Raw genomic sequence first — 20,980 nt, 5'->3', positions numbered from 1 at the left:
AGCTCGGTCAAATAAGAGAAACCGCTGCAAGTAAAGAAATACACTTGCAAGTACGCTCTATTCCCAAGAAGCTCCCACTTCAAGCGTGAAGAACCGCAAGGTTTAGCTAAGTGGCGAGTAGTTCACTCCACGGTCTTTCAAAATCGCACGCGATGACTGGTTACCGTATCGGATTCCTGATGGGGCATCAACGCCTGATCGAGCAAGCGGTGAAAGTGTCAGCATTCAATATTTTATGTGCATCAGTACCGAGTCAACACGGCGCAATTGCAGCATTGACGGAGTGCCGAGATACACCGAAGGACATGAATAAATCGTATATTGAACGCCGAGATTACGTCTACAATCGCCTCGTGAACATGGGTGTCGACGTCCAAAAACCTGAAGGCGCATTTTATATTTTCCCTTCAATTAAGAAATATGGCATGACTTCTGAACAATTTGCGACACGCTTAATGGCTGAGGGCGGCGTAGGAGTCGTTCCAGGATCGGCGTTTTCACAATTAGGTGAAGGTTACTTGCGCATCACATATGCCTATGCGATGGAAACGTTGGAACTAGCGATGGATCGCATGGAAGCATTCATTAAATCTTTATAAAAATTTGGTAAAAAAAGCGGAGGAGTTTGCGTACTTCTTCGCTTTTTTTTCGTCTAGTAGGTTATGATAGTGAAAGAAGCATTTCCGAGAACATGGACGTTAAAAGGAGTCAAAATGATGAAACGAAAAATTTTTATGGTTGCTAATGGGGTTGACGTAAATAAAGGTGGCATCACAAGTGTTATGCTATCACGTACACATCTATTTCACGGTGAAATCTATGATCCGACCATCGTCACTTTAGATGATTTGACGAATTACCGTGAAATCGAGGATCAATTAAAAGAAGACGGTCGTTTAGAAAAACAGTCTAGTATTACAAATATATATGAATTTTACCGAAATAAATTTTCAAATGGTGAAATTAACGAAAGTATTCAAAAGCAGTATGAAGAAAATAATGTTTTAGAAGAAGACGGATTTCATTACCAAAAAGAAGAAGATTTTGCCCGATATTTCAAAAATGGGCGTTATGTAAAATATAAGAAGTGGGATGATGAAGGCAGATTAGTACTTGTCGATTATTTCTCTGAAATGCGTGTACGTGTGACGCGTGAAGAATACCATCCAGACGGCTATTTATTGAAGAAAATCACCTATCACCCTGCAAATAATCACATGACACAGGTACATTATTATACGCCAGAAGGTTTTTGCTATATGTCGAGATGGTTTAATCCGAAAACGGAGAAACAAATGCGTGTCGTCCTATTCAAACCGGATAAACAGGATGTGAAAGTTTTCTCCTCAAACCTTGAATTTCACTCCTATTTTTTAGATGAATTATGTACAAATGAGCAGCTGAAACCAATTGTGATTTGTGACGGGCCGGGTACTGCCAAAAGAGTGCAGGAGATGAATGAAGAAGTCGCATATCGCATTTTCACATTGCATAGTAATCACTTAGAAGCACCACATACACTAGGAAGTGAAGTTAAGTCAGCGCATAAACCAATTCTTGAAAATACGCCAGAAGGTACACACATTGTTGTTTTGACCAATCGTCAAAAACTCGATATTGAGACACAATTCTCAGAGCGTAAATGGCATTTGAATGTTATTTCAAATGCCGTTAGTTCAGAATTGCATGAGGTGAAAAGGAAGGATAATCTAGCTGTAGTCGTAAGTCGCTACAGTGATGAAAAACGCCTTGACCTGATCATTCAAGCATTCAAAAAGACGTTGGAAGATGTACCAGATGCGAAACTTCACTTCTACGGTGATGGCAGTGAGAAACCAGAGTTATTGAAACTCATCAAAAAACTCAAACTATCACGCGCTGTAAAATTATATAACTATACGAATGAAGCTGAAAAACATCTAGGAAGCGCCTTATTCACAGTACTTACTTCAACAGCAGAAGGTCAAAGCCTCGCGCTGCTTGAAGCAATGTCGCAAAAGACACCAGCAATCACATTTGACATTAACTACATCGTTAAAGAAGTAGCAGATGGCAAGTGTGGGGTTGTTGTTAAAGACGGCGATGTTGATGCATTAGCGAATGAGATGACGGAAGCCTTCTATGAACCAGAGCGCATGAAAGCACTCGGAGAAGCAGGGTATGAAATTGCCAAACAAGAATATTCACAAGCGAAGCAATATGAACGCTGGCAAACACTATTTGAAAAAATTATCACAGAATAAAGAAAAGACGTCGAATTCAAATTCGATGTCTTTTTCAATATTTCAATAATCCACAAAAAAAAGCCACTCACTAGGAGTAGCTCTGCCCATCCATTACTTCGCTTTCTTTTGTTCAGCTTGTAACTTAAGGTCTTCTTTAATTTTTGTAGTTGAAATACCGTCCGTACGTGGCAAGTAAGTTACCTCACAATACTCGGAAAGAAAATCGAATTTGCCTTCCCAGTCGTGGCCCATGACGAATTGGTCTACATTATATTCTTGAACATCTTTGACTTTTTGTTCCCAATTATGCTCAGGAATTACTTTGTCAACATACTTAATTGCTTCTAAAATGAGTTTACGATCTTCAAAACTATAGTACGCCTTTTTCCCTTTAAGGGCATTGAATTCATCAGAAGAAATCGCAACGATTAAGTAATCGCCCATCTCTTTTGCTCTGCGAAGAATGTTAATATGACCAACGTGAAGTAAGTCAAACGTACCATATGTGATTATGGTTTTCATAGCTTGCCTCCAAAATTATACTTTTGGTTATTATAGTACACTTGATGTGAAAAGGAAAGTTGATAAATTAAGAAGAAACGATATATTCAGCTAATTGATCGGCAGAATTTCCTTTTGAAAATGTATTCCATTGAGCTGAATAATCCTCGATTACACGCGCATCAAAGTCCATGTGAAGAATCGTGTGAATCAATTCATCATCACTATCGACAACTGGCCCTGGTACCATAGTCGCATATTCCGACCAAAAACCACGACTCATACGATACTGATCTAAATCATATGGATAGAAGATTTGAGGCTTGTTGAAAAATGCGAATTCGAACGGAATCGAAGAATAATCACTAATTAAAAATTCTGTTACGGTCAAAAGTTTGTGGATCGGTACATGATTATCGAGAACGATGATGCGTTCATGCGATAGCGACTGCATGGATTGCTTCACAGCAGGGTGCAGCTTCACTAATAATAGATAGTCGTCACCAATTTCGTCCATGATGCGACTGAAATTAATCGGGATTGACTGACTTTGCAATTCGAAATCGCGGAAAGTCGGTGCATAGAGCAACACTTTCTTCGTCACGATCTGCGGATACAACTTCACTAATTCTCGACGCGCTTGCATCATCGCAGGCTCATCAAAATAAAAATCCGTACGCGGAATCCCCGTTCTTAAAAAAGCATCAGGCTCCTTATGCAGTGCTAGACGAAAAATCTTACTCATTTGTTCCGAACCAACGACGATTTTGTCCATGCGATCATAGACATCACGGAATCGCTGAATTGCTTTCGGCGAGCGATATGAAATGCTCGGATCAGAAAGGGCGAATTTCTTAATTGCGCCAGCTGCATGCCAAAGTTGGATGCACTCAATATGTTTAGGAATGACCGTCAAAATCGGTACATAATTATCAATCAGCAGTTTTTTACTCGTAGCTATATGGTAAATACCCTTTATGTAGTCGAATAAATGCTTAAATTCAAAATTTAAAGTAACTATGCCCTGTAATTGGCTGAAATCCTCGGTACATTTTGCGGTTTTTAATACGACAATTTTATGTGAATCTTTATGAAGTAAACTTTTAATTGTATGGTTGGCGTTATCTCCGAAATCACAAAGGAAGACAACTTTTTTTCGAGATGGAAAGATGGAAAATAACCCGAAAAGCGATTTATTAATCATTAGAAATAGTTGTATTAACCATTCTTTTCTCATGAATTCACCTATATCTTTTAGATTTTAGTAAGAAGTATGTACTTACTAAAATAAAGTATATCATATTATTTTCGAGAATTAGATTGAAAATATTTGGAAAGACGATTTACAATGTCATAAAGTTTTACGGGGGAAATTACTTTTGTGTCAGAAATACGTCATATATCTCAAGTATAATACAGAATTTTAGCATTAAAATTTCGTTAAATATGGTACTATAGAACGTAGTGTAATTTTAAGATGAAAGAGTGAAAAGAAGATGCCGATAAAAGATATTTTAGTGAGAATCTTGAAAAAAGGTTATCGCTATTTTTCAAAAAAACCACGTATAAAAAATCTAGTTGTTTTTGAAAGTTTCCATGGGAAAAGATACAGTGACAACCCCCGTGCAATCTACGAATACATGAAGGAGAACTGTCCAGAGTTCGACTTGATTTGGTCGGTAGATAAAGGTAGCATTCCGATGTTCAAAGAGATGAATGTTCCATACATGAAGCGTTTTTCACTACAATGGCTACGCACATTCCCAAGAGCGCAATATTGGGTAAATAACGTTCGATTAGCAAAATGGATGAAGAAACCCAAAGGTACTACATACTTACAAACATGGCACGGTACACCACTTAAACGCCTCGGCACAGATATTGAAGAAGTGCATATGCCAGGAACGGTGACGACGAAATATCGCAAAAATATTATTTCCGAATCAAAAAACTGGAGTTACTTAGTTGGACCGAACGCCTATTCAACTGAAATTCTATCACGCGCATTCCATTTCAAAGGACCGGTTATTGAATCCGGCTACCCACGTAATGATGTTCTACATGAACCATCAGATGTGCAAATCAAAAAAATCCGTGAATCGTTGAATATTTCACCTGACAAAAAAGTAGTGCTTTATGCCCCAACTTGGCGAGATGATCAATTTTTCGAAAAAGGGAAGTATCGTTTTGAGTTCCAGTTCGATATTAATCGCCTAAAAGAGCAGTATGGTGATGATTTCGTCTTATTAGCCCGCATGCACTATCTTGTTTCGGAGAGTTTCGACTTCTCACCTTACAAAGACTTCATTTTAGATGTGTCGGATTACTATGATATTGCAGATTTATACTTAATTAGTGATTTATTAATTACAGATTATTCTTCTGTATTTTTCGATTATGCGACATTGAATCGCCCGATTATTTTCTATATGTATGATTTAGAAGATTATCGTGACCGCCTACGCGGCTTCTATATCGACATCGAAGCAGACGCGCCAGGTAAAATCGTCAAAACGGAAGATGACTTATTTGCTGAAATCGGTCGTGCACTTGAAGAAGGCCACTGCGATGAACAGCGTTACGAAAAATTCCGTGACCGCTTCTGCGAATGGGAAGACGGCCGCTCATCAGAACGCGTTGTCAAACGAGTATTTTACAAGGAAACTCAGAATGCTATTGCAGTCGAAACAACTGAACAAAACAATGCATAAAAGTTCGGAAGTTTGTCATCATGACAGACTTCCTTTTTTAATGAAAAATGTCATTCTATGATATAATAGTGGATATGTTTTATAGGAAGAAACCCACTTTGAAACTTAATGAATCATCTTTCGTTCTAATAATTGTAAATACGCGGAATTGAGGAAAAAACTATGAGAGCACTTCTAAATATTCTGAAGGAACAAGTGAATTCCTTCTATCTAATACAACGACTTGCAAAATTCCAACTTCGCATTGACAACCAAAGTAATTACCTCGGTTTCCTATGGGAAATCTTGAACCCAGCGATCCAAATGGCGATGTACTGGTTCATCTTTGGTTATATTATGCGCCGTAATGACCCAGTTGATGGGCTACCTTATGCATTTTGGATGTTGGCAGGTATTTCGTTCTGGTTCTTTTTCAACAAGTCAATCTTGCAAGGATCGAAATCCATCTATCAAAAATATTCGATGGTCGCCAAGATGAATTTCCCATTATCGGCGATTCCGAGTTACATCATCATGAGCAAATATTATAGTCATCTATTCTTACTAGGTGCGATCATGGTCGTTTTCTGGATCGGCGGTTACTACCCAAGCATCCATTACTTTGAATTAATTATTTTCGTTCTCTGGTCGTATATACTAGCGTTCGCCATCACATTACTGACATCGACATTAACGGTTGTCGTACGTGATTTACAAATGATTATTCAATCGGTCTTACAGGCGATGTTCTTCATCTCGCCAATCTTATGGGATCGTTCGGGAAGCTTACCGGAATGGTTACAAAGTATTTTAATGCTCAACCCGATTTACTTCCTAGCGAATGGCTACAGAGCAGGCTTACTAACGCAGGAATGGTATATTATCAACAACTGGGAACTCGCACTTTACAATGTCGGCCTCGTAATCGTCCTATTATGGATCGGTTCAAAAGCGCATTATAAATTCCGACACCGTTTCTCAGACTTTGTCTAAACTTATGGAGGATGCTACATATGGCGGAATCAGTGATTTTAAAAAATGTTACAAAAAAATATAGAATGTACGAATCGAAGGGACAGCAATTAGCTGACCTTATTTTCCCAGGCAAAAAAGGCTCTACCTTTAATGCGATTGAGGACATCTCTTTCGCAGTAGAGGAAGGCGATGTTGTCGGTCTAGTGGGTATTAACGGGTCTGGTAAATCGACTTTATCCAACATTATTGGTGGCCTAATCCCTGCCAGCTCAGGTGAAGTCGATGTGAAGGGGGATGTCAATGTCATCGCCATCAAATCGGGCTTGAACAATGCACTTACTGGAGCAGAAAATATCGAATTCAAATGTTTATTAATGGGCTATACGAAGGAGAAAATTGCCGAAGTAATGCCTGAGATTATCGAGTTTTCGGAGCTAGGTGATTTCATCTATCAACCGGTCAAACAATACTCAAGTGGTATGAAGTCGAAGCTAGGATTTGCGATTAGCGTGACGGCCAACCCAGACGTACTCATCATTGATGAGGCGCTATCAGTAGGTGACCAGACTTTCACTGACAAATCACTCGCGAAAATGATGGAATACAAGAAGCAGGGCAAGACGATTTTCTTCGTCAGTCACAACTTGTCACAAGTGCGTAATTTCTGTACGAAAATTGCTTGGATCGAAGGCGGTAGACTCCGTGAATACGGCCCGACCAATATCGTCATGCGAAATTACACGGCATTTTTAAAAGATTATAATCAATTATCACCAAAGCAGCAGAAGAAATTCAGAGACGACTTAGCGAAGCAACGTAAACATAAATAAGGATGAAGGAGGTAATAACATGCAAAAAACATTGTTCGTAGTAAGTGCCGAGATGAATACGGAGCCAGTGGGCATTCATAAAGCAATATTAGATCGTGTACGTGTGCTTAATACTAAAGACTACAAACCTGTCCTTCTTACGACTGATTTCAAAAAGGATTACAAACGAGTTGAGCGAGAATTACATGCGACTGGGAAACTACATTTAAAAGTACCAATCTTAAATTTATACAATTATTACTGTGAAAAATTCTCATCGTCGACAATCTCACCAAAAGCGAAAGAGCATTTTGAGAGAAATCGCGAGAAATTTGAAGGTGACTATTGGGTGGAAGATGGCGGTAATCACGCTCGCTATTTCGACAATGGTCGCTATGTGAAGTACAAGCGATGGAATGAGGACGGAACACTAATGGTCGTCGATTACTTTGATGAGAACCGTGTCCGAATTTGCCGTGAAGAGTTCCATCCAGATGGCTACAAAGCGAAGGAAATTATCTATCACCCATCTAATAACAAGCGTAATCAAGAGAATTACTATACACCAGATGGATTTTGCTACTTAACATATTGGTTCAACTATACGACAGGCGGCCAACAACGTGCCTTCCTATTCGATCCAAAGTTCCCGAAAGCGATTGATTTTAAAAATCGAGCAGAATTACAAAGTTATTGGTTGGAGGAGCTTTGCCGACTTGAAGTGGTTCGTCCAGTAATGATTTCTGATGGTATGATGATTTCAGAGCGAGTGGTTAATGTCGATGAGAAGCTTGTAGACAAGGTTTATGTCATACATAGTGGTCATCTCACTTCTCCATTCACGCTCGGTAGTCCCGTTCGAAAATCATTGCAGCCGATTATTTCGGTTATTCCAAAAGGATATGCAACAGTCGTTATGACGGAAGCACAGCGCGATGACTTACATAGTGATGTCGGTAACCGTGGCAATATCCACGTCATTCCGAATATGATTGAATCGCTTGGCAACACGGCTACTCGTGATGACAAGAAATTCGTCATGGTGACAAGACTTACAGCAGAGAAACAAGTCGATCACGCAATCACAGCGATGAAGAAAGTCATCGAGCAGCATCCAGATGCGACATTAGCGATTTACGGAGACGGAGCGGAGCGCGACAACTTACAAAAAAGTATTGATGATTTAAAATTGTCGAAGCATATTCAATTGCATAGCTACACTGCGAATATTGATGAAGTATATAGCAGTGCATTAGCAACAATTGTCACTTCACAATTTGAAGGCTTGAGCCGCGCTTACCAAGAAGCTTCTATTAATGGTACAGCGACAATCTCATACGATTTCAAATATAGCCCAGCTGAATTCATCCACCATGATGTGAACGGTTATTTAATCGAAGCAGATCAAGTGGAACAATTAACAGAGGCGATGATTGCCGCGCTTGATGACCCAGCACATATGGCGAAGCTAGGCGCAGCCGCAAAAGCCCAAGCAGAAATCGTCTTCAATGAAGAAAGCTATAAACGCAAATGGCTAGCCGTATTGGAAGAAGCCATCCACCATAGCCCAAAAATCAATTATATATAATGACAAAGAACCGTGGAAACACGGTTCTTTTTTTATGCGAAAAGTGAAAAACGCTCGATCATATGCGGAAGATCTGGAAAATTCGAAGGAAAAGTAAGCGCCCCACCACTTTTCCCCGAGAATTTGAAGAGCTGAAAGCATATAGCGTTTGTAACTAGACACAAATAGAAAAGCGTTTCCACTCGGGACTCTCGAGAGCACTGCAGAAAACGAAACGAAAGTAAGCGCCCTATCACTTTCGTCCGAGTTTTTGAAGTGACTCAAAGAGAGTAGTGGAACAAGCTAGACAAAGAAAGAAAAGCGCAAAACGCTCGTTCATATGCGAGGGTACTGCAAGGTTTGAAGAGAAAGTAAAAGCTCCATCACTTTCTCCCGAAAACCTGAAGTATCCCATAGCATATAGCGTTTGTAACTAGACAAAGAAAGAAAAGTGAAAACGCTCGTTCATATGCGGAAGATCTGGAAAATTCGAAGGAAAAGTAAACGCCCCACCACTTTTCCCCGAGAATTTGAAGAGCTGTAAGCATATAGCGTTTGTAACTAGACACCAAAACCCGAGGAGAAAGCCTTTCGAAGTGACTCAAAGAGAGTAGTGGAACAAGCTAGACAACACTAAACCCGAGAAGGACCCGAAAACCCAATGCATATAGCGTGAATTTGCTAGACACAAAACGAAAACCGCAAATGCTTTCCGCCGACAAGTGCCGCACTATTTCTTTCCACTTTAGGTGGAAAGAAAGGATTGCTTCACACTTGTTTTTCGGCAGGAGTCATTGCGATTTCTTTCACCGTTGTAAAAATTTCAAATAGATGGCAAATTAGTCATATTATTTATGATTTTATGTGGTATAATTTTCACGTTATTATTCTAAAATAAGGAAGGTATTGAAATGCCAGATAAGAATGATCAACTAAACAACAGAAGAAATGATAAAGAAAAAAATGAATTTCTTTCTACAGAAGTTCAAGAGGTAGAAAAGAAATTTTCTGATGTTGTTAGATACATTGAAAAATTAGGAAAAGATGCCGCAAAAATCCAAGAACAACTATCGAAATTGAAGCCGAATTATCAAGATGAAGCTTCGAATATTAATTTCAGTTTTACTAGAAAACATTTGAATCATTATTTAGTTTTAATAAATAGGGATAAGAAGGGTCTAGGTATAAACTCTATTAAAAATCTATTCATTTGTTTGTTCTTCTTATTAGTAATAGCTTCAATTTTTTTTGAAAAAAAGAAAGTATCTAATTTTAACTTTGAAATTGCCAAAGGGTCTTTGACTTATGAAAAAATAATGTTTTCTGATTTAATTGTCATTGGTATTATATCCATTATTATTGTTCATTTAATGGCAGTTTTTTCACATTCTCATGCAAGAATAGAGAATGGTATAAAACCAAGAATAGGCTTAATACTAATTCTAATATCAATCCCAATAATAGTAGTAATGCCAATAATAATCCAAACCCCAAATTCAATAATAATCCTAACCCTAATATCAATCTTGATCATAAATTTTTGCATAGATAAAAACATGAAGTTTCTCAAGAATGTTTTTCAATTTGCTTTATCTCCAGATTTATTTTATGCGAGTCTTAATAAGGAATCTATTAAGAAAAGTATATTTGAGAACGAATACTTTGGAGGAAATTCCTTTTATAAAGATGAGAAGGGGTACACACCGAATCATTGGAATGCGATAAAGATTGAACTTAAAAGCTATATCCAAAATTGTAATTGGCTGAATGTTATTATTTCAGTAATATTGGCGATAATTGGGTTTATAATAATTAAATTAAATTACATACCGTATTTTTATATTCAATTATTCCTTTGCATTATTATTTTTAGAATTATTTCGAGAGGTATAGAAGTAATTATTTCATTTTACAAAGATATCGTAACTACAGAAACAAAACTATTTCATTCTGAATCAGATAATGGTAAAAACTATGAATATATTTACGGTTTTAAATCATCAATATTGAATCAAAAAGCCAGATTATCGTTAGCAATTCATACATTATTTGAATTCGTTATCCTCTTTGCGATCGCATATTATGTCTTCTTTAATTTTCTTGCATTGACTGACTGTTCTTTCATTAGTGTGAATCAGAGTTCTTGTGAAAAGAATGAAATAACACCACCGAGTTTTTATGAGATGTTACTTTTCAGTGGAAGTTTAGGTGTTTTCAATATTTCATATGGAAATTATCAAAATATTTTATTAGGATTCTTACATGTTTCACAAATTCTTATAAGTGCTGTATTAATACTTATATCAATTGCACAGTATGCTGGTGGAAATAGTAAACTTAGCAGTGAAGAAGAAGCTTTATATAGAAATGCAGCAATTGCGGAAAGAGAGAATGAAAGTATAGATGAGGAGATTCAAAGTATAATTGAAGATAAAGAGAAACTGGACGAAAGAATAAAAAAATTAAATGATGGTGAGAAAGAGAAACTAGGTGAGAAGATTGAAGATTTAGATAAACAGATTTGTAGTATAAATGATGAAAAAAAGAAGTTAGATGATTCTTATTTGAGAAAGAGTTTAGACTTATCGAATTCGTAAGCAATAAATATAAAATTAGATGAAGCCATGCCCGCGGAAATCGTTTTTCGAAGCGCGAATCTGACGAATAAACTCCACCTTCCTTAAATCGTTTTTCAAAACGCAACTCCGTCGAATAAAGCTAATCCTTCATTAGATTTAGCAGGATCTACTAAAGCTTTTCCCGTTGCGAAACTCAACTTCTCTCTCAATCTCCTCTCCCTATATTTGCATATCCAATGAATATCCAGTAAATTGGAAGTATTAGGGGTGATGACATGACGAAGAAATTGACAATCGCAGCACTTGCATTTGTTCTATTGCTTGCAATCTCAGGCGGTACATACTATGCGACATTCGACAGTAACTACAAATCACTGCAAAAATTTGAGCAGTTTGTCGTGCCAAAAGATGCCGTACTAGCGACAAGAGACGATCAAAAACTCGTCTTCAAAACAACACAAATGAAAGAAAATGGCCCAACATGGAAGTACAAAACAGCACTGAAAAAAGCAAATTGGATAGAATTTAAACGCCAAAAAGGCCAAATTATTTACGAAAATGACGGACATTTTATTCAAGTAACAACTGGGGATGAAAGAATGGCTGTCGCGAAATTATTAGTAAAAAAATAACATTTATATTACAAATACGCTATTTCTGTTTACCCATCTTTGATGACGGAAAGACTATACATGGTATAGTTTTGTGAAAACTCACATTTTTATAACCTAAAGTCCTATTAAATGGTCAACAATTATGTAATTAGACCGATTAAAAGGGTAGGATAAAAGAAAGGTGTGTTCCGATTGACAATCAAAAGAATGATGATGGTAGCAGCAGTAGCGTTTTTTGTCGTTTTTGCGACTTCAGGCTTTACGAGCCAAGCAGCAAAAGAAACGCAAATCGCTGAACTAAAATCAACAACAGCGAAATTTTACAAAACACCATCTAAAAAAGCGAAATATGTAAAAGCACAAACGACAGATCTCAAAAGATCTTATTATGTAAGAGAATCTAAGAAAGCAGACGGCACGACGTACTACCGACTAGAGAAAGGCGCAACATCACTTGGGTGGGTAGAGACGAAATTTTTAAAACGCACGAGCCGCACAGTCATCAATACGCAAAAGAAAACGATGTATTTAATGAACGAAGGATTTGCGTATACGATGCCAGCAACTACATCTGCGAATCAATCGTATAATTTATCGATTCGCCGCGGGAATTCAGTAGCCATCACACGCTATGAAAAACTAGGCAATGCCTATTGGTACAAAGGCAAAATCGCAGGAACATCAAAAACACGCTGGATTCATGCCGACAATTTAACGAATAACGGATATGTTGGATTAAACCTTCGAAAACCTTCAAATGTGACGACGAAGCAATTACAGCAATTATTACTCTCTAAAGGGAAGACACCAGACAATATTCTATACCGTCTTGCACCCGAATTCGTCAAAGCACAGAACACTTCAGGCGTGAATGCGCAATTCATGTTTGCCCACGCAGCACTTGAGACAGGTTGGGGAAGCTCAGTCATCTCGCAATACAAAAACAACTTCTTCGGCTACCAAGCATATGACTCATGCCCGACAAGTTGTGCGCAATACTTCCCGACAGGTGGAGAAGGACTGAAATTCTACGCATCAAAAATCGTCAACAACTATTTAACCACAGGCGGAGCATACTACAACGGTATGAACGTCTTAGATATGAACGTCCGCTATGCGACAGACAAGGACTGGGGTGGCAAAATCGCCTACATCATGAACTCAATCAAGCCATATGATGCCAACTACTATTCGAAAGTAAAAGCATCAACGAAACGAATTCCAGTCATCGCAAACTATAGCAGTGAAATCCCAGCAGGTAAGCCACGCCCTGATCGCTTCGAAGACTTCTTAGGTGGAGTAGTCGGCAATGTCACGGCAGATCAAGCGACAGTTTACGCGATTCCATACATTTATGGCCCACGCCTAAACGCTTACAAAAAAGGGACGAAAATCACGCTTAAAGGCTATCACTCAGATGTGAAAGAATTCAAAAATAGCGCAGGCAAAAACTCACGCTGGTTACGTGTGAAAACAGGCGGCAGAGAAGGATGGGTACGCAGTGATCAAGTGAAGACGACGAACCTCGCATTCACAAATATCGACGCCAACCTACGTGAAGACGCAGGCACTTCATTCATTCAAGTCAGCAATGCGAAAAAGAATACGCCGCTGAAACTCGTATTAAAATCAGGTAAACCAGTGACGAAAAAAGATAAGAAAAAAGCAACATGGTACCAAATTTATGAACCAAAAACGAAGAAAAAAGCATGGATTCGTACAGATTTAATCGAAATCTATCGTTAAGAACTAAAGGAGAAGTCACTCTGACAGAGAGGCTTCTCCTTTTAAAATAGGTAATTATTAGGTGGTTTATTGAACCTTTATTTGTTATCGTAGAATTAATAGACAATGGAGGTTCGCAAAAGTGAAAATATTCAGTGGCTTACTTATTTTAATCGCCATTATTTCGATCAGCTTTAATCTGAAAATGTTATACGATCAGAAAAAACAAGGGGAAGTGGAGGAATTACAACAATTAGTAGTCGCGACTGTTTTTGAATTGCAAAAACAAGGCTATAAAGAGAAGGATATTCAAGAAATTGAGATGAAGAATGACTATTCCTTATTAAAAGGGCGTGGGATTTACCCTTATAACTACATCGTCTATGTTGTTACGAAGGATGATCCAGATCACACGAAAACCTACACATGGGCAGATGACAACAAAACAGCCGTCAAACTAGAGAAATAAACCAATTCCCTCGGTTCAATGCCGAGGGTTTTTTCATTGGAAATACATGCACCTTCAGCCGATTCACAAGTAGCCTAAATGTAATATTTGGAACGATCCCATTATTAGCAAATGATATGTTATGATAACTAACAAAAGGAGGAGATTTTATGAATCAAAAGAAGGTGTTAGTAGGACTATTGTCGGCATCACTGCTATTATCTGCAGCGACACCGCTCACAACACCGACTGAGGCGAAGGCAGCAACGAAAGTTGTCTACAAGCAATCAGCGACAAGCCAACTCGGTCAATTGAAGACAGTGAATTCGAGAATCTATACGGCGCCCGGCTCAAGTAAGAGCGTAGCGGCATCGACTAAATATACGAATGAAATTTTCTATGTGATGAAGAAAGCAACAGCTACAGGGGGCGAGACATACTACCAAATCAGTCGACTATCGGATCCGAAAAAGCCAGCACTCGGTTGGATTAAGTCGAAATCGATGAAACGCTCATCTTACAAAGTAGTCACAAATGTCAAAAAGACACGCTATATTAAAGGCGTAGGAGCAGGATATACGCGCCCTGGTGGCTTGCAGCGCAATATTCTCCTACCATCATTAGCGAGCTACAAAAATACAGCATTTACGAATACGATGACGGTCAAAGTAGGTACAGTGACATGGTATCGTGCGACGATCAGTGGCAAGACGGTATGGCTTCCTTCGACTGCATTAATGACGAAGAAAATCACACAAGTCGCAGCTCCTGTCATTACGCCAATCAACCGCGTAGCACGTATCGATGACGGCGCATCACTTATTTATGAAGACATTACAAAACCAGCTACAGCTGAAGAAACATCAGATTTAACTGGTATGACTCACATCGTCAAACGCCAAGCTACATACAATAAGGAAGTATATTTTGAATTAGGTGATTACGGTTGGATGAAAGCAGCAGATCTCTCGTACTACAGCTATAAACCAGCAACAGCGACTTCAAAAACGCTCTATCTGACAGGTGCAGGCTATGGCTATACAACGCCGTGGGGGACGAAAGAAGACATCGTGACGAAAAATCTAGTAAAAGACGCGATCTTCGAAGTATCAAAACAAGCGACAGTCGGCAAAACGATTTGGTATTACGGACAGGTGAAAGGCTTAGACATGTGGATCTCGTCGACACGCACGACAACGACGAAACCAACTGAACTGGAGAAGCCAGTAGAACCAGAGAAACCTGTAGAACCCGAAAAGCCAGTAGAACCAGAGAAACCTGTAGAACCCGAAAAGCCAGTGGATCCAGAAAAACCGCAAGCACCTGTCTATAAGACAGAATCACGCCAAGCGACATTAAAATCAACGGCGACACTTTATAAAGATTTAGCGACATTAACGAAGAAAACGATCCAAACGAGCGAGAAAACAGAGCTATTCTCAATCAATCGCTCTGCGAAAATGGGCGCGACAACTTATTACGAACTATCACGCATGACGACAGCAGGCAAAAATTCGGTTGTCGGCTGGGTGAAGACGACAGATGCATCGGCGAAATCTGTAGTAGCCGCAAAATCAGCAACAGCGACAAACTTTTTGAATGGTAAAGGTTTTGCGACGAATATTGCAGGAGCGACTGCCGCAAGTAATAAAACGGTGACGAATCTTTCGAAATACGCCGCATCAACATTCAAAGTAACGAAGGAACAAGTGATCGGTGGCAAAACATACTACCTCGGGAAAATCGGCTCAAAATACGCATGGGTGGAAGCGCAATACTTCGGTAACCCATTCCAATACTTCAATTTACGCAAAGTATCAAATGTCACACAGGCAGAGATGGAAGCCTATCTGATTAAGAAAAAAGGAACAGGCATCAAAACGAATAATCTATACAAAAACATCCCTGTATTCCTAGAGATGCAGAAGAAATACGGAATTAACGCACAATTCATGCTTGCCCATGCCATTTGGGAAACAGGTTGGGGCGGTTCCCAAATTTCACAATACAAAAACAACTTCTTCGGCTACCAAGCGTATGATAGTTGTGCGATGACTTGTGCGATGTACTTCCCAACAGGAACGGACGGTATTCAATATTATGCAGATGCCATTTACCGCAAATATTTACGAGTAGGTGCAATCTATAACAACGGTACGTCACCTGAAGGCATGAACGTCAAGTATGCGACAGACAAAACATGGGCATTCAACATCGCTCGCCTAATGGCAGAGATGAAAGCCTATGATTCGGCTTACTATGACAATTTAGCACCATCAACAATTGATCCAGTACTACCGAACTTCAATTACGACAATGTCATTCCAGACAATAAACCGAAGCCAGCGACCTATCATACATTTGATCCGGGCGTTGTCGCAAAAGTAACAACAGATGCAAAAGCGCAAATACTACCATACGTATGGGGTAAACAACAAGCAGCTTATGCGAAAGGCACGACAATCACATTAGCAGGTACGAATAACGACGTATCTGGCCTATGGATGAAAGTCATGGTAGGCAAGACGGAAGCTTGGATCACACGTAGCTCGATTGAAATTCAAAATCTCGGTCAAGCGACGATGGAAGCCAATGTCCGCAATAACCCGACAGTGACAGGGACGGCTGTTCTCGCAACACTACCAGCGAAGCAGTTCTTCAAGTTAGAGCGAGACGTTAAAGGTAAGCCAGTCATTCAAAAAGATAGCAAAAATACAATATGGTATAAGATCACTATTCCGGGCAGTACGAAAACAGGCTGGATTAGTTCAACAATCGTACAAATATACAAATAACAGCAAAGAAGTGACATCCAATTGTCGACTAATGTCGAAGGGTGTCCCTTCTTTTTTTATGCGGAAAAATGCAAATTTAACGGATATATTACAACAATAAATGGATTTATATGTAAAGTATGCGTTCTGAGTGACTCTATATAATAGGAAGATACTCGTCAATAAATAGTGTCCAACTCGTGAAGTACTATATGACAAATATTACACCACAAATACTTGTTGGAAAAAATATCCTATTACTTTAAAATGAATCAAAAGTATCTGGAAGATGTTAGTTTTAATAAGTAATTAGTAATTATGATAATAATATGAATGTATTGCGAAAGGCAGCTAATATTATTCTGATAATATTATTATGATAATGATATAGTCCTTGATAAGTTGAATATTTTGGAACAAAAAAAGGTGGAAAATATCATCTTGTTAGACGATAATTAGGACAAGCATGGTTAGCTGATGATTTCATAACAGCATGTGCTAATCATATCCAATAAGGGAGGATTTTCATTCATGAGTAATTTTAAATTAATCAAAACAGCTGCTGCTTTAGCATTAGGTGCTTCAGTAGTGACTTCAGCAGTAGTACCAACAGACGCTTCTGCAGCAAGCAAATACAAAATCAAAAACGGTAAACTAGTGATCGCTAAAACTGGTAAAGTAGCTAAAGGTTACGTTACTTACAAATCAACAGTTTACAAAAACGGTAAAAAACTTACTGGTCTTAAAGGCAAAACTTATTACAAAGCTGGTAAAAAAGCAACAGGAACTTACAAAGGTGCTTACTACTACAAAGGCGCTAAAAAAGTAACAACTGGAACTTACAAAGGTGCTTACTACGTTAAAGGCGTTAAGAAAGTAACAACTGGTCTTTACAACGGTCGTTATTACAAATCAGGCGCTAAAGCAACAGGAACTTACAAAGGTGCTTACTACGTAAAAGGAACTAAAAAAGTAACAACTGGAACTTATAACGGTGCTTACTACGTAAAAGGCTTCAAAAAAGTAACAACAGGTCTTTACAAAGAAGAATTCTACCAAGACGGTAAATTAAGCAAAGGTTACGCTCTTTACAAATCAATCCTTTACAAAGATGCAGTACACAACGTTGGTTTAACTGTATTCGAAGGTAAATTATACGATGGCGTATCTGTAAACAAAGGTACTGAAGTATTCGAAGGTAAACTATACAATGGTGCAGTTCTTGCAACAGGTTTAGTTGAACACGCTGGCCTATTCTACAACGAAGGCGCATTAGCTAACGGCGTTGTAAACGGCGTTGAATACAAAGACGGCGTAGTTGTTAAATACGAAGTAACTGAAGTTAAAGCAATCAATGCAAAAGAAGTAGAAATTAAGTTCTCTACAGATGTTAATCATTTAACAGCTCTTAAAGCAGAAAACTACCAAGTTGAAATCAATAAAGTAGGTTCAGTAGGTTCAGTACTTGAAGGAGATTCTGAATTAAATGTTGCATATAAAGGTTCTTCAAAAGATACTGTAATTCTTGAATTGAAATCAGCTGCATTCTCTACTGGCGATAAAGTTGTAGTTCAAGTAAAAGATGGAATTAAAACTGAAGCTGGTAAAACAATTGAAAGATTTGCTTCTGAAGTGATTAATTATTCGAATTCGGCAGCACCAAAATTATTAACAGAGCCAAAATTCTCTAATGGTGATTTAACTCTTGTATTTGATCGTCCAGTTGATACAGATAAACAACCCTTAGTTAAAGTTGATGGTAAAGCATTCACAGGCTCTACACTGAAAAAATCAACATCATATTCTCCAGGAAATTACGTTTACGTAATTGAAGGAATGGAAGTATTTGATAAAAAATTCGTAGAAAATGGAACACATGAGTTAATCATGTATGATATTTTTGAAAAAGCTGGTAAAAACCCAGAGAAAACAAGTGTTATTTCTGATAAGTATTTAGTAACTGCTGATAATGAAGCACCGCGTTTCGAATCTGTTGAAGCGATCAATGCCAATAAATTTATTGTGAAATTTAGTGAATCAGTAACTTTAGGTGATGTAACTAAAAACCTTAAAGTTTCTAAAGGAAATCATACTTTCACATATATCGATGGTACTGAAAACAAACTTGCTACAGTTGAAGATGAAGTAAATGTTTCATATGAAAAAGCAAACACAGCTGGAACAGCTTATTATGTAGTAGTTAATGAACCAAAAAATGATGATGCAGCTAAAACTGCATTAAACCCACTATACGCTGGTAGTGAAACTTCAGTAACACTTGATATTACTGCAGAAAATTACGTTGATAGCTCAAAATTACTTGGAGTTAAAACAACTAAACAAGTGAAATTATCAAAAGGAACTATTTCACCAGAATCTAAAAAAGCTACATTAGTAAAAGATACTTCAACTGCACGAGTTTTATTTGCTGGTGACGCTATTATCTCAAATAAATTAAATGACACAGTGAATCTTGATTCAAATAAACTAGTAGTTCAAGATGAAAACGGTATTGTTATCCCGACAACTGATTATGAAGCTAAAATTGTTGCGCCAGATTCATCTGAACTACAACAAGGCTATAAAACTGTAGTTGAAGTGAAAATCACTAATCCTAAATACCAAAAACAATCTAAATATACAATTGGCTTTAAAGACGATGCAATTAAGTTTAAACAAGTTTTAAATGATGTATCTGAATACAATTTTGAAGATACTAAAAACAAAAAATTCACTGTAGTAGCAGGTGTATCGGCAGATAACAACTTTAAATACTACGCTTTAGATCTTGATGGTAAAGTTACAAGTTCGACAACTAAAGATAATGAGTTATTTGTAAACTTTGGTGCTGATATGGGAGATTCTGCTTTAGAAATCTCAAATTACCAAATTGATGGTAAAGACTTACCTACAGGAACTGAAATTAAATTCTTCGAATCTAAAAAACAAGTTCGTATCGTGTTACCGAAAGCTTATGTAACTAACTCAACAACATTCTTATTCACTGTTAAAAAAGACGTTAAAACAGCTGCTGGACAACAAGTAGTAAATAACTTGCAAAAATTAGAAAACGCTGAAACAAGAATTTCACTTGTTGATAACGTTGCTCCAACGTTAAAAGCTTTATCGAAACAAGTAGTTTCTAAAGATGCAAAACTATTCAACCAACTAGAAGTTGAATTTAGTGAGAACCTTCTTAAAGCTGATACTGGAAACTTTGAAGTAGTTATCAACGGTTCAAAAGTTGAAGTTAAAAAAGCTACATTATTAACTGGAGAAAATGCTAGTAAAGTAAGAATCGAACTTGCAGACTCTTATGCAGTTAATCAAAATGTAAAAGTTACTATTGTTGCAAATGCAACAAATGATGTATTAATCGAAGATAAATCAAATAACAAAGCAACTATTGGTTCATCAGTTGAACTATCAAAAGATGCTCTAGGTGAAGTAGATACTTTACTAGTTGCAGAATTATTATCTGAGAAACAAAAAGCACTTACTACATTAGAAACTGAGTATCCAAAAGCTGATTTTACTGCTAAACAAACTGCATATGAAGCTCAGATTAATTCTGTAAAAGATGTAACAGAACTAAAAGATGTAGCTGTTAAACTTGCAGCAGCAAAAACTGAAATCGCTAAACTTGATTCAGATCAAAAAATTGTTGATGCTAAAGCAGCAGCAGTAACTGTAGCAGATGTTAAATTTGATGCAACAGCAACAGCAACTCCTGTTATTAAAGCAATCGCTGACGCAACTTTCACAACTGCTGACTTAGCTGGAACAGGTGTAGCAACTAAAGTAGAGACAACTGGTGATGTAACAATCACTCGTGGTTCAGTTGATGGTACATTCACTTTAGTAGCAACTTTCACTGTTGGATCAAAAACAGCAGTTAAAGAATTCACTGTAACTGTACCAACTGCTGCATCTACTGCAGTAACTGTGGCAGTAAAAGCTTAATAATCCCTTACCCATCTAAGATGACGTAATCGGTACAATCGACCCCATGATTTCATGGGGTCTTTTTGTATGCATTTTTACCATAATTATTTGATAATGAGCATAAGGAA

At 37.8% G+C, this 20,980-nt stretch carries 14 protein-coding genes; 12 read left to right on the top strand and 2 right to left on the bottom strand.

Annotated elements, in window-relative coordinates; translation table 11 throughout:
• Positions 1–110 precede the first annotated feature (110 nt).
• Positions 111–599, top strand: coding sequence for an aminotransferase class I/II-fold pyridoxal phosphate-dependent enzyme (locus tag DF281_RS06910; protein WP_109349526.1), 489 nt, complete (start codon positions 111–113; stop codon positions 597–599).
• A gap of 117 nt (positions 600–716) precedes the next feature.
• Positions 717–2,243: a glycosyltransferase gene (locus DF281_RS06905; protein ID WP_166636100.1), complete on the top strand. Its 1,527-nt coding sequence runs from the start codon at positions 717–719 to the stop codon at positions 2,241–2,243.
• Between the two features lie 93 nt (positions 2,244–2,336).
• Here DF281_RS06905 and tagD read toward each other — a convergent pair whose 3' ends face one another.
• Together tagD and DF281_RS06895 are read right to left on the bottom strand one after the other, a co-directional pair.
• Complete coding sequence (tagD, locus tag DF281_RS06900; protein WP_109349524.1) at positions 2,337–2,747, bottom strand: glycerol-3-phosphate cytidylyltransferase; 411 nt, start codon at positions 2,745–2,747, stop codon at positions 2,337–2,339.
• A 67-nt stretch (positions 2,748–2,814) separates the two neighbouring features.
• On the bottom strand, positions 2,815–3,963 hold the full coding sequence (locus DF281_RS06895; protein WP_109349523.1) for a CDP-glycerol glycerophosphotransferase family protein: 1,149 nt from the start codon (positions 3,961–3,963) through the stop codon (positions 2,815–2,817).
• 259 nt (positions 3,964–4,222) lie between these two features.
• Here DF281_RS06895 and DF281_RS06890 point away from each other — a divergent pair, with 259 nt between their 5' ends.
• The 10 genes from DF281_RS06890 (at position 4,223) to DF281_RS06845 (ending at position 20,870) form a co-directional block, all read left to right on the top strand.
• Positions 4,223–5,437: a CDP-glycerol glycerophosphotransferase family protein gene (locus DF281_RS06890; protein WP_109349522.1), complete on the top strand. Its 1,215-nt coding sequence runs from the start codon at positions 4,223–4,225 to the stop codon at positions 5,435–5,437.
• 162 nt (positions 5,438–5,599) lie between these two features.
• Positions 5,600–6,409, top strand: a complete 810-nt coding sequence (locus DF281_RS06885) for an ABC transporter permease (RefSeq protein ID WP_109349521.1) — start codon at positions 5,600–5,602, stop codon at positions 6,407–6,409.
• A gap of 20 nt (positions 6,410–6,429) precedes the next feature.
• Positions 6,430–7,221: a teichoic acids export ABC transporter ATP-binding subunit TagH gene (tagH, locus tag DF281_RS06880; protein WP_109349520.1), complete on the top strand. Its 792-nt coding sequence runs from the start codon at positions 6,430–6,432 to the stop codon at positions 7,219–7,221.
• 19 nt (positions 7,222–7,240) lie between these two features.
• Entirely contained in the window at positions 7,241–8,788 is a 1,548-nt protein-coding gene (locus tag DF281_RS06875) for a glycosyltransferase (protein WP_109349519.1), read from the top strand.
• Between the two features lie 890 nt (positions 8,789–9,678).
• The gene (locus DF281_RS06870; protein WP_109349518.1) at positions 9,679–11,364 is read left to right on the top strand and encodes a coiled-coil domain-containing protein; all 1,686 of its coding nucleotides are present in this window, start codon (positions 9,679–9,681) and stop codon (positions 11,362–11,364) included.
• Positions 11,365–11,621: 257 nt separating this feature from the next.
• Positions 11,622–11,978, top strand: coding sequence for a hypothetical protein (locus DF281_RS06865; RefSeq protein ID WP_109349517.1), 357 nt, complete (start codon positions 11,622–11,624; stop codon positions 11,976–11,978).
• A 174-nt stretch (positions 11,979–12,152) separates the two neighbouring features.
• Positions 12,153–13,706 carry a glucosaminidase domain-containing protein gene (locus DF281_RS06860; protein ID WP_109349516.1) on the top strand — a complete coding sequence of 518 codons (1,554 nt, stop codon included), beginning with the start codon at positions 12,153–12,155 and terminating at the stop codon, positions 13,704–13,706.
• Between the two features lie 121 nt (positions 13,707–13,827).
• Positions 13,828–14,154, top strand: coding sequence for a DUF3139 domain-containing protein (locus tag DF281_RS06855; protein ID WP_109349515.1), 327 nt, complete (start codon positions 13,828–13,830; stop codon positions 14,152–14,154).
• A 149-nt stretch (positions 14,155–14,303) separates the two neighbouring features.
• A complete protein-coding gene (locus tag DF281_RS06850) occupies positions 14,304–16,928 on the top strand; it encodes a GW dipeptide domain-containing protein (protein WP_109349514.1) in 2,625 nt (874 codons plus the stop codon).
• A gap of 510 nt (positions 16,929–17,438) precedes the next feature.
• On the top strand, positions 17,439–20,870 hold the full coding sequence (locus DF281_RS06845; protein ID WP_109349513.1) for a hypothetical protein: 3,432 nt from the start codon (positions 17,439–17,441) through the stop codon (positions 20,868–20,870).
• Positions 20,871–20,980 lie beyond the last annotated feature (110 nt).

Origin of the sequence: Kurthia zopfii, from assembly GCF_003143955.1 — a bacterium.
GTDB lineage: Bacteria > Bacillota > Bacilli > Bacillales_A > Planococcaceae > Kurthia > Kurthia zopfii.
This window is presented reverse-complemented; position numbering and strand designations above follow the sequence as displayed.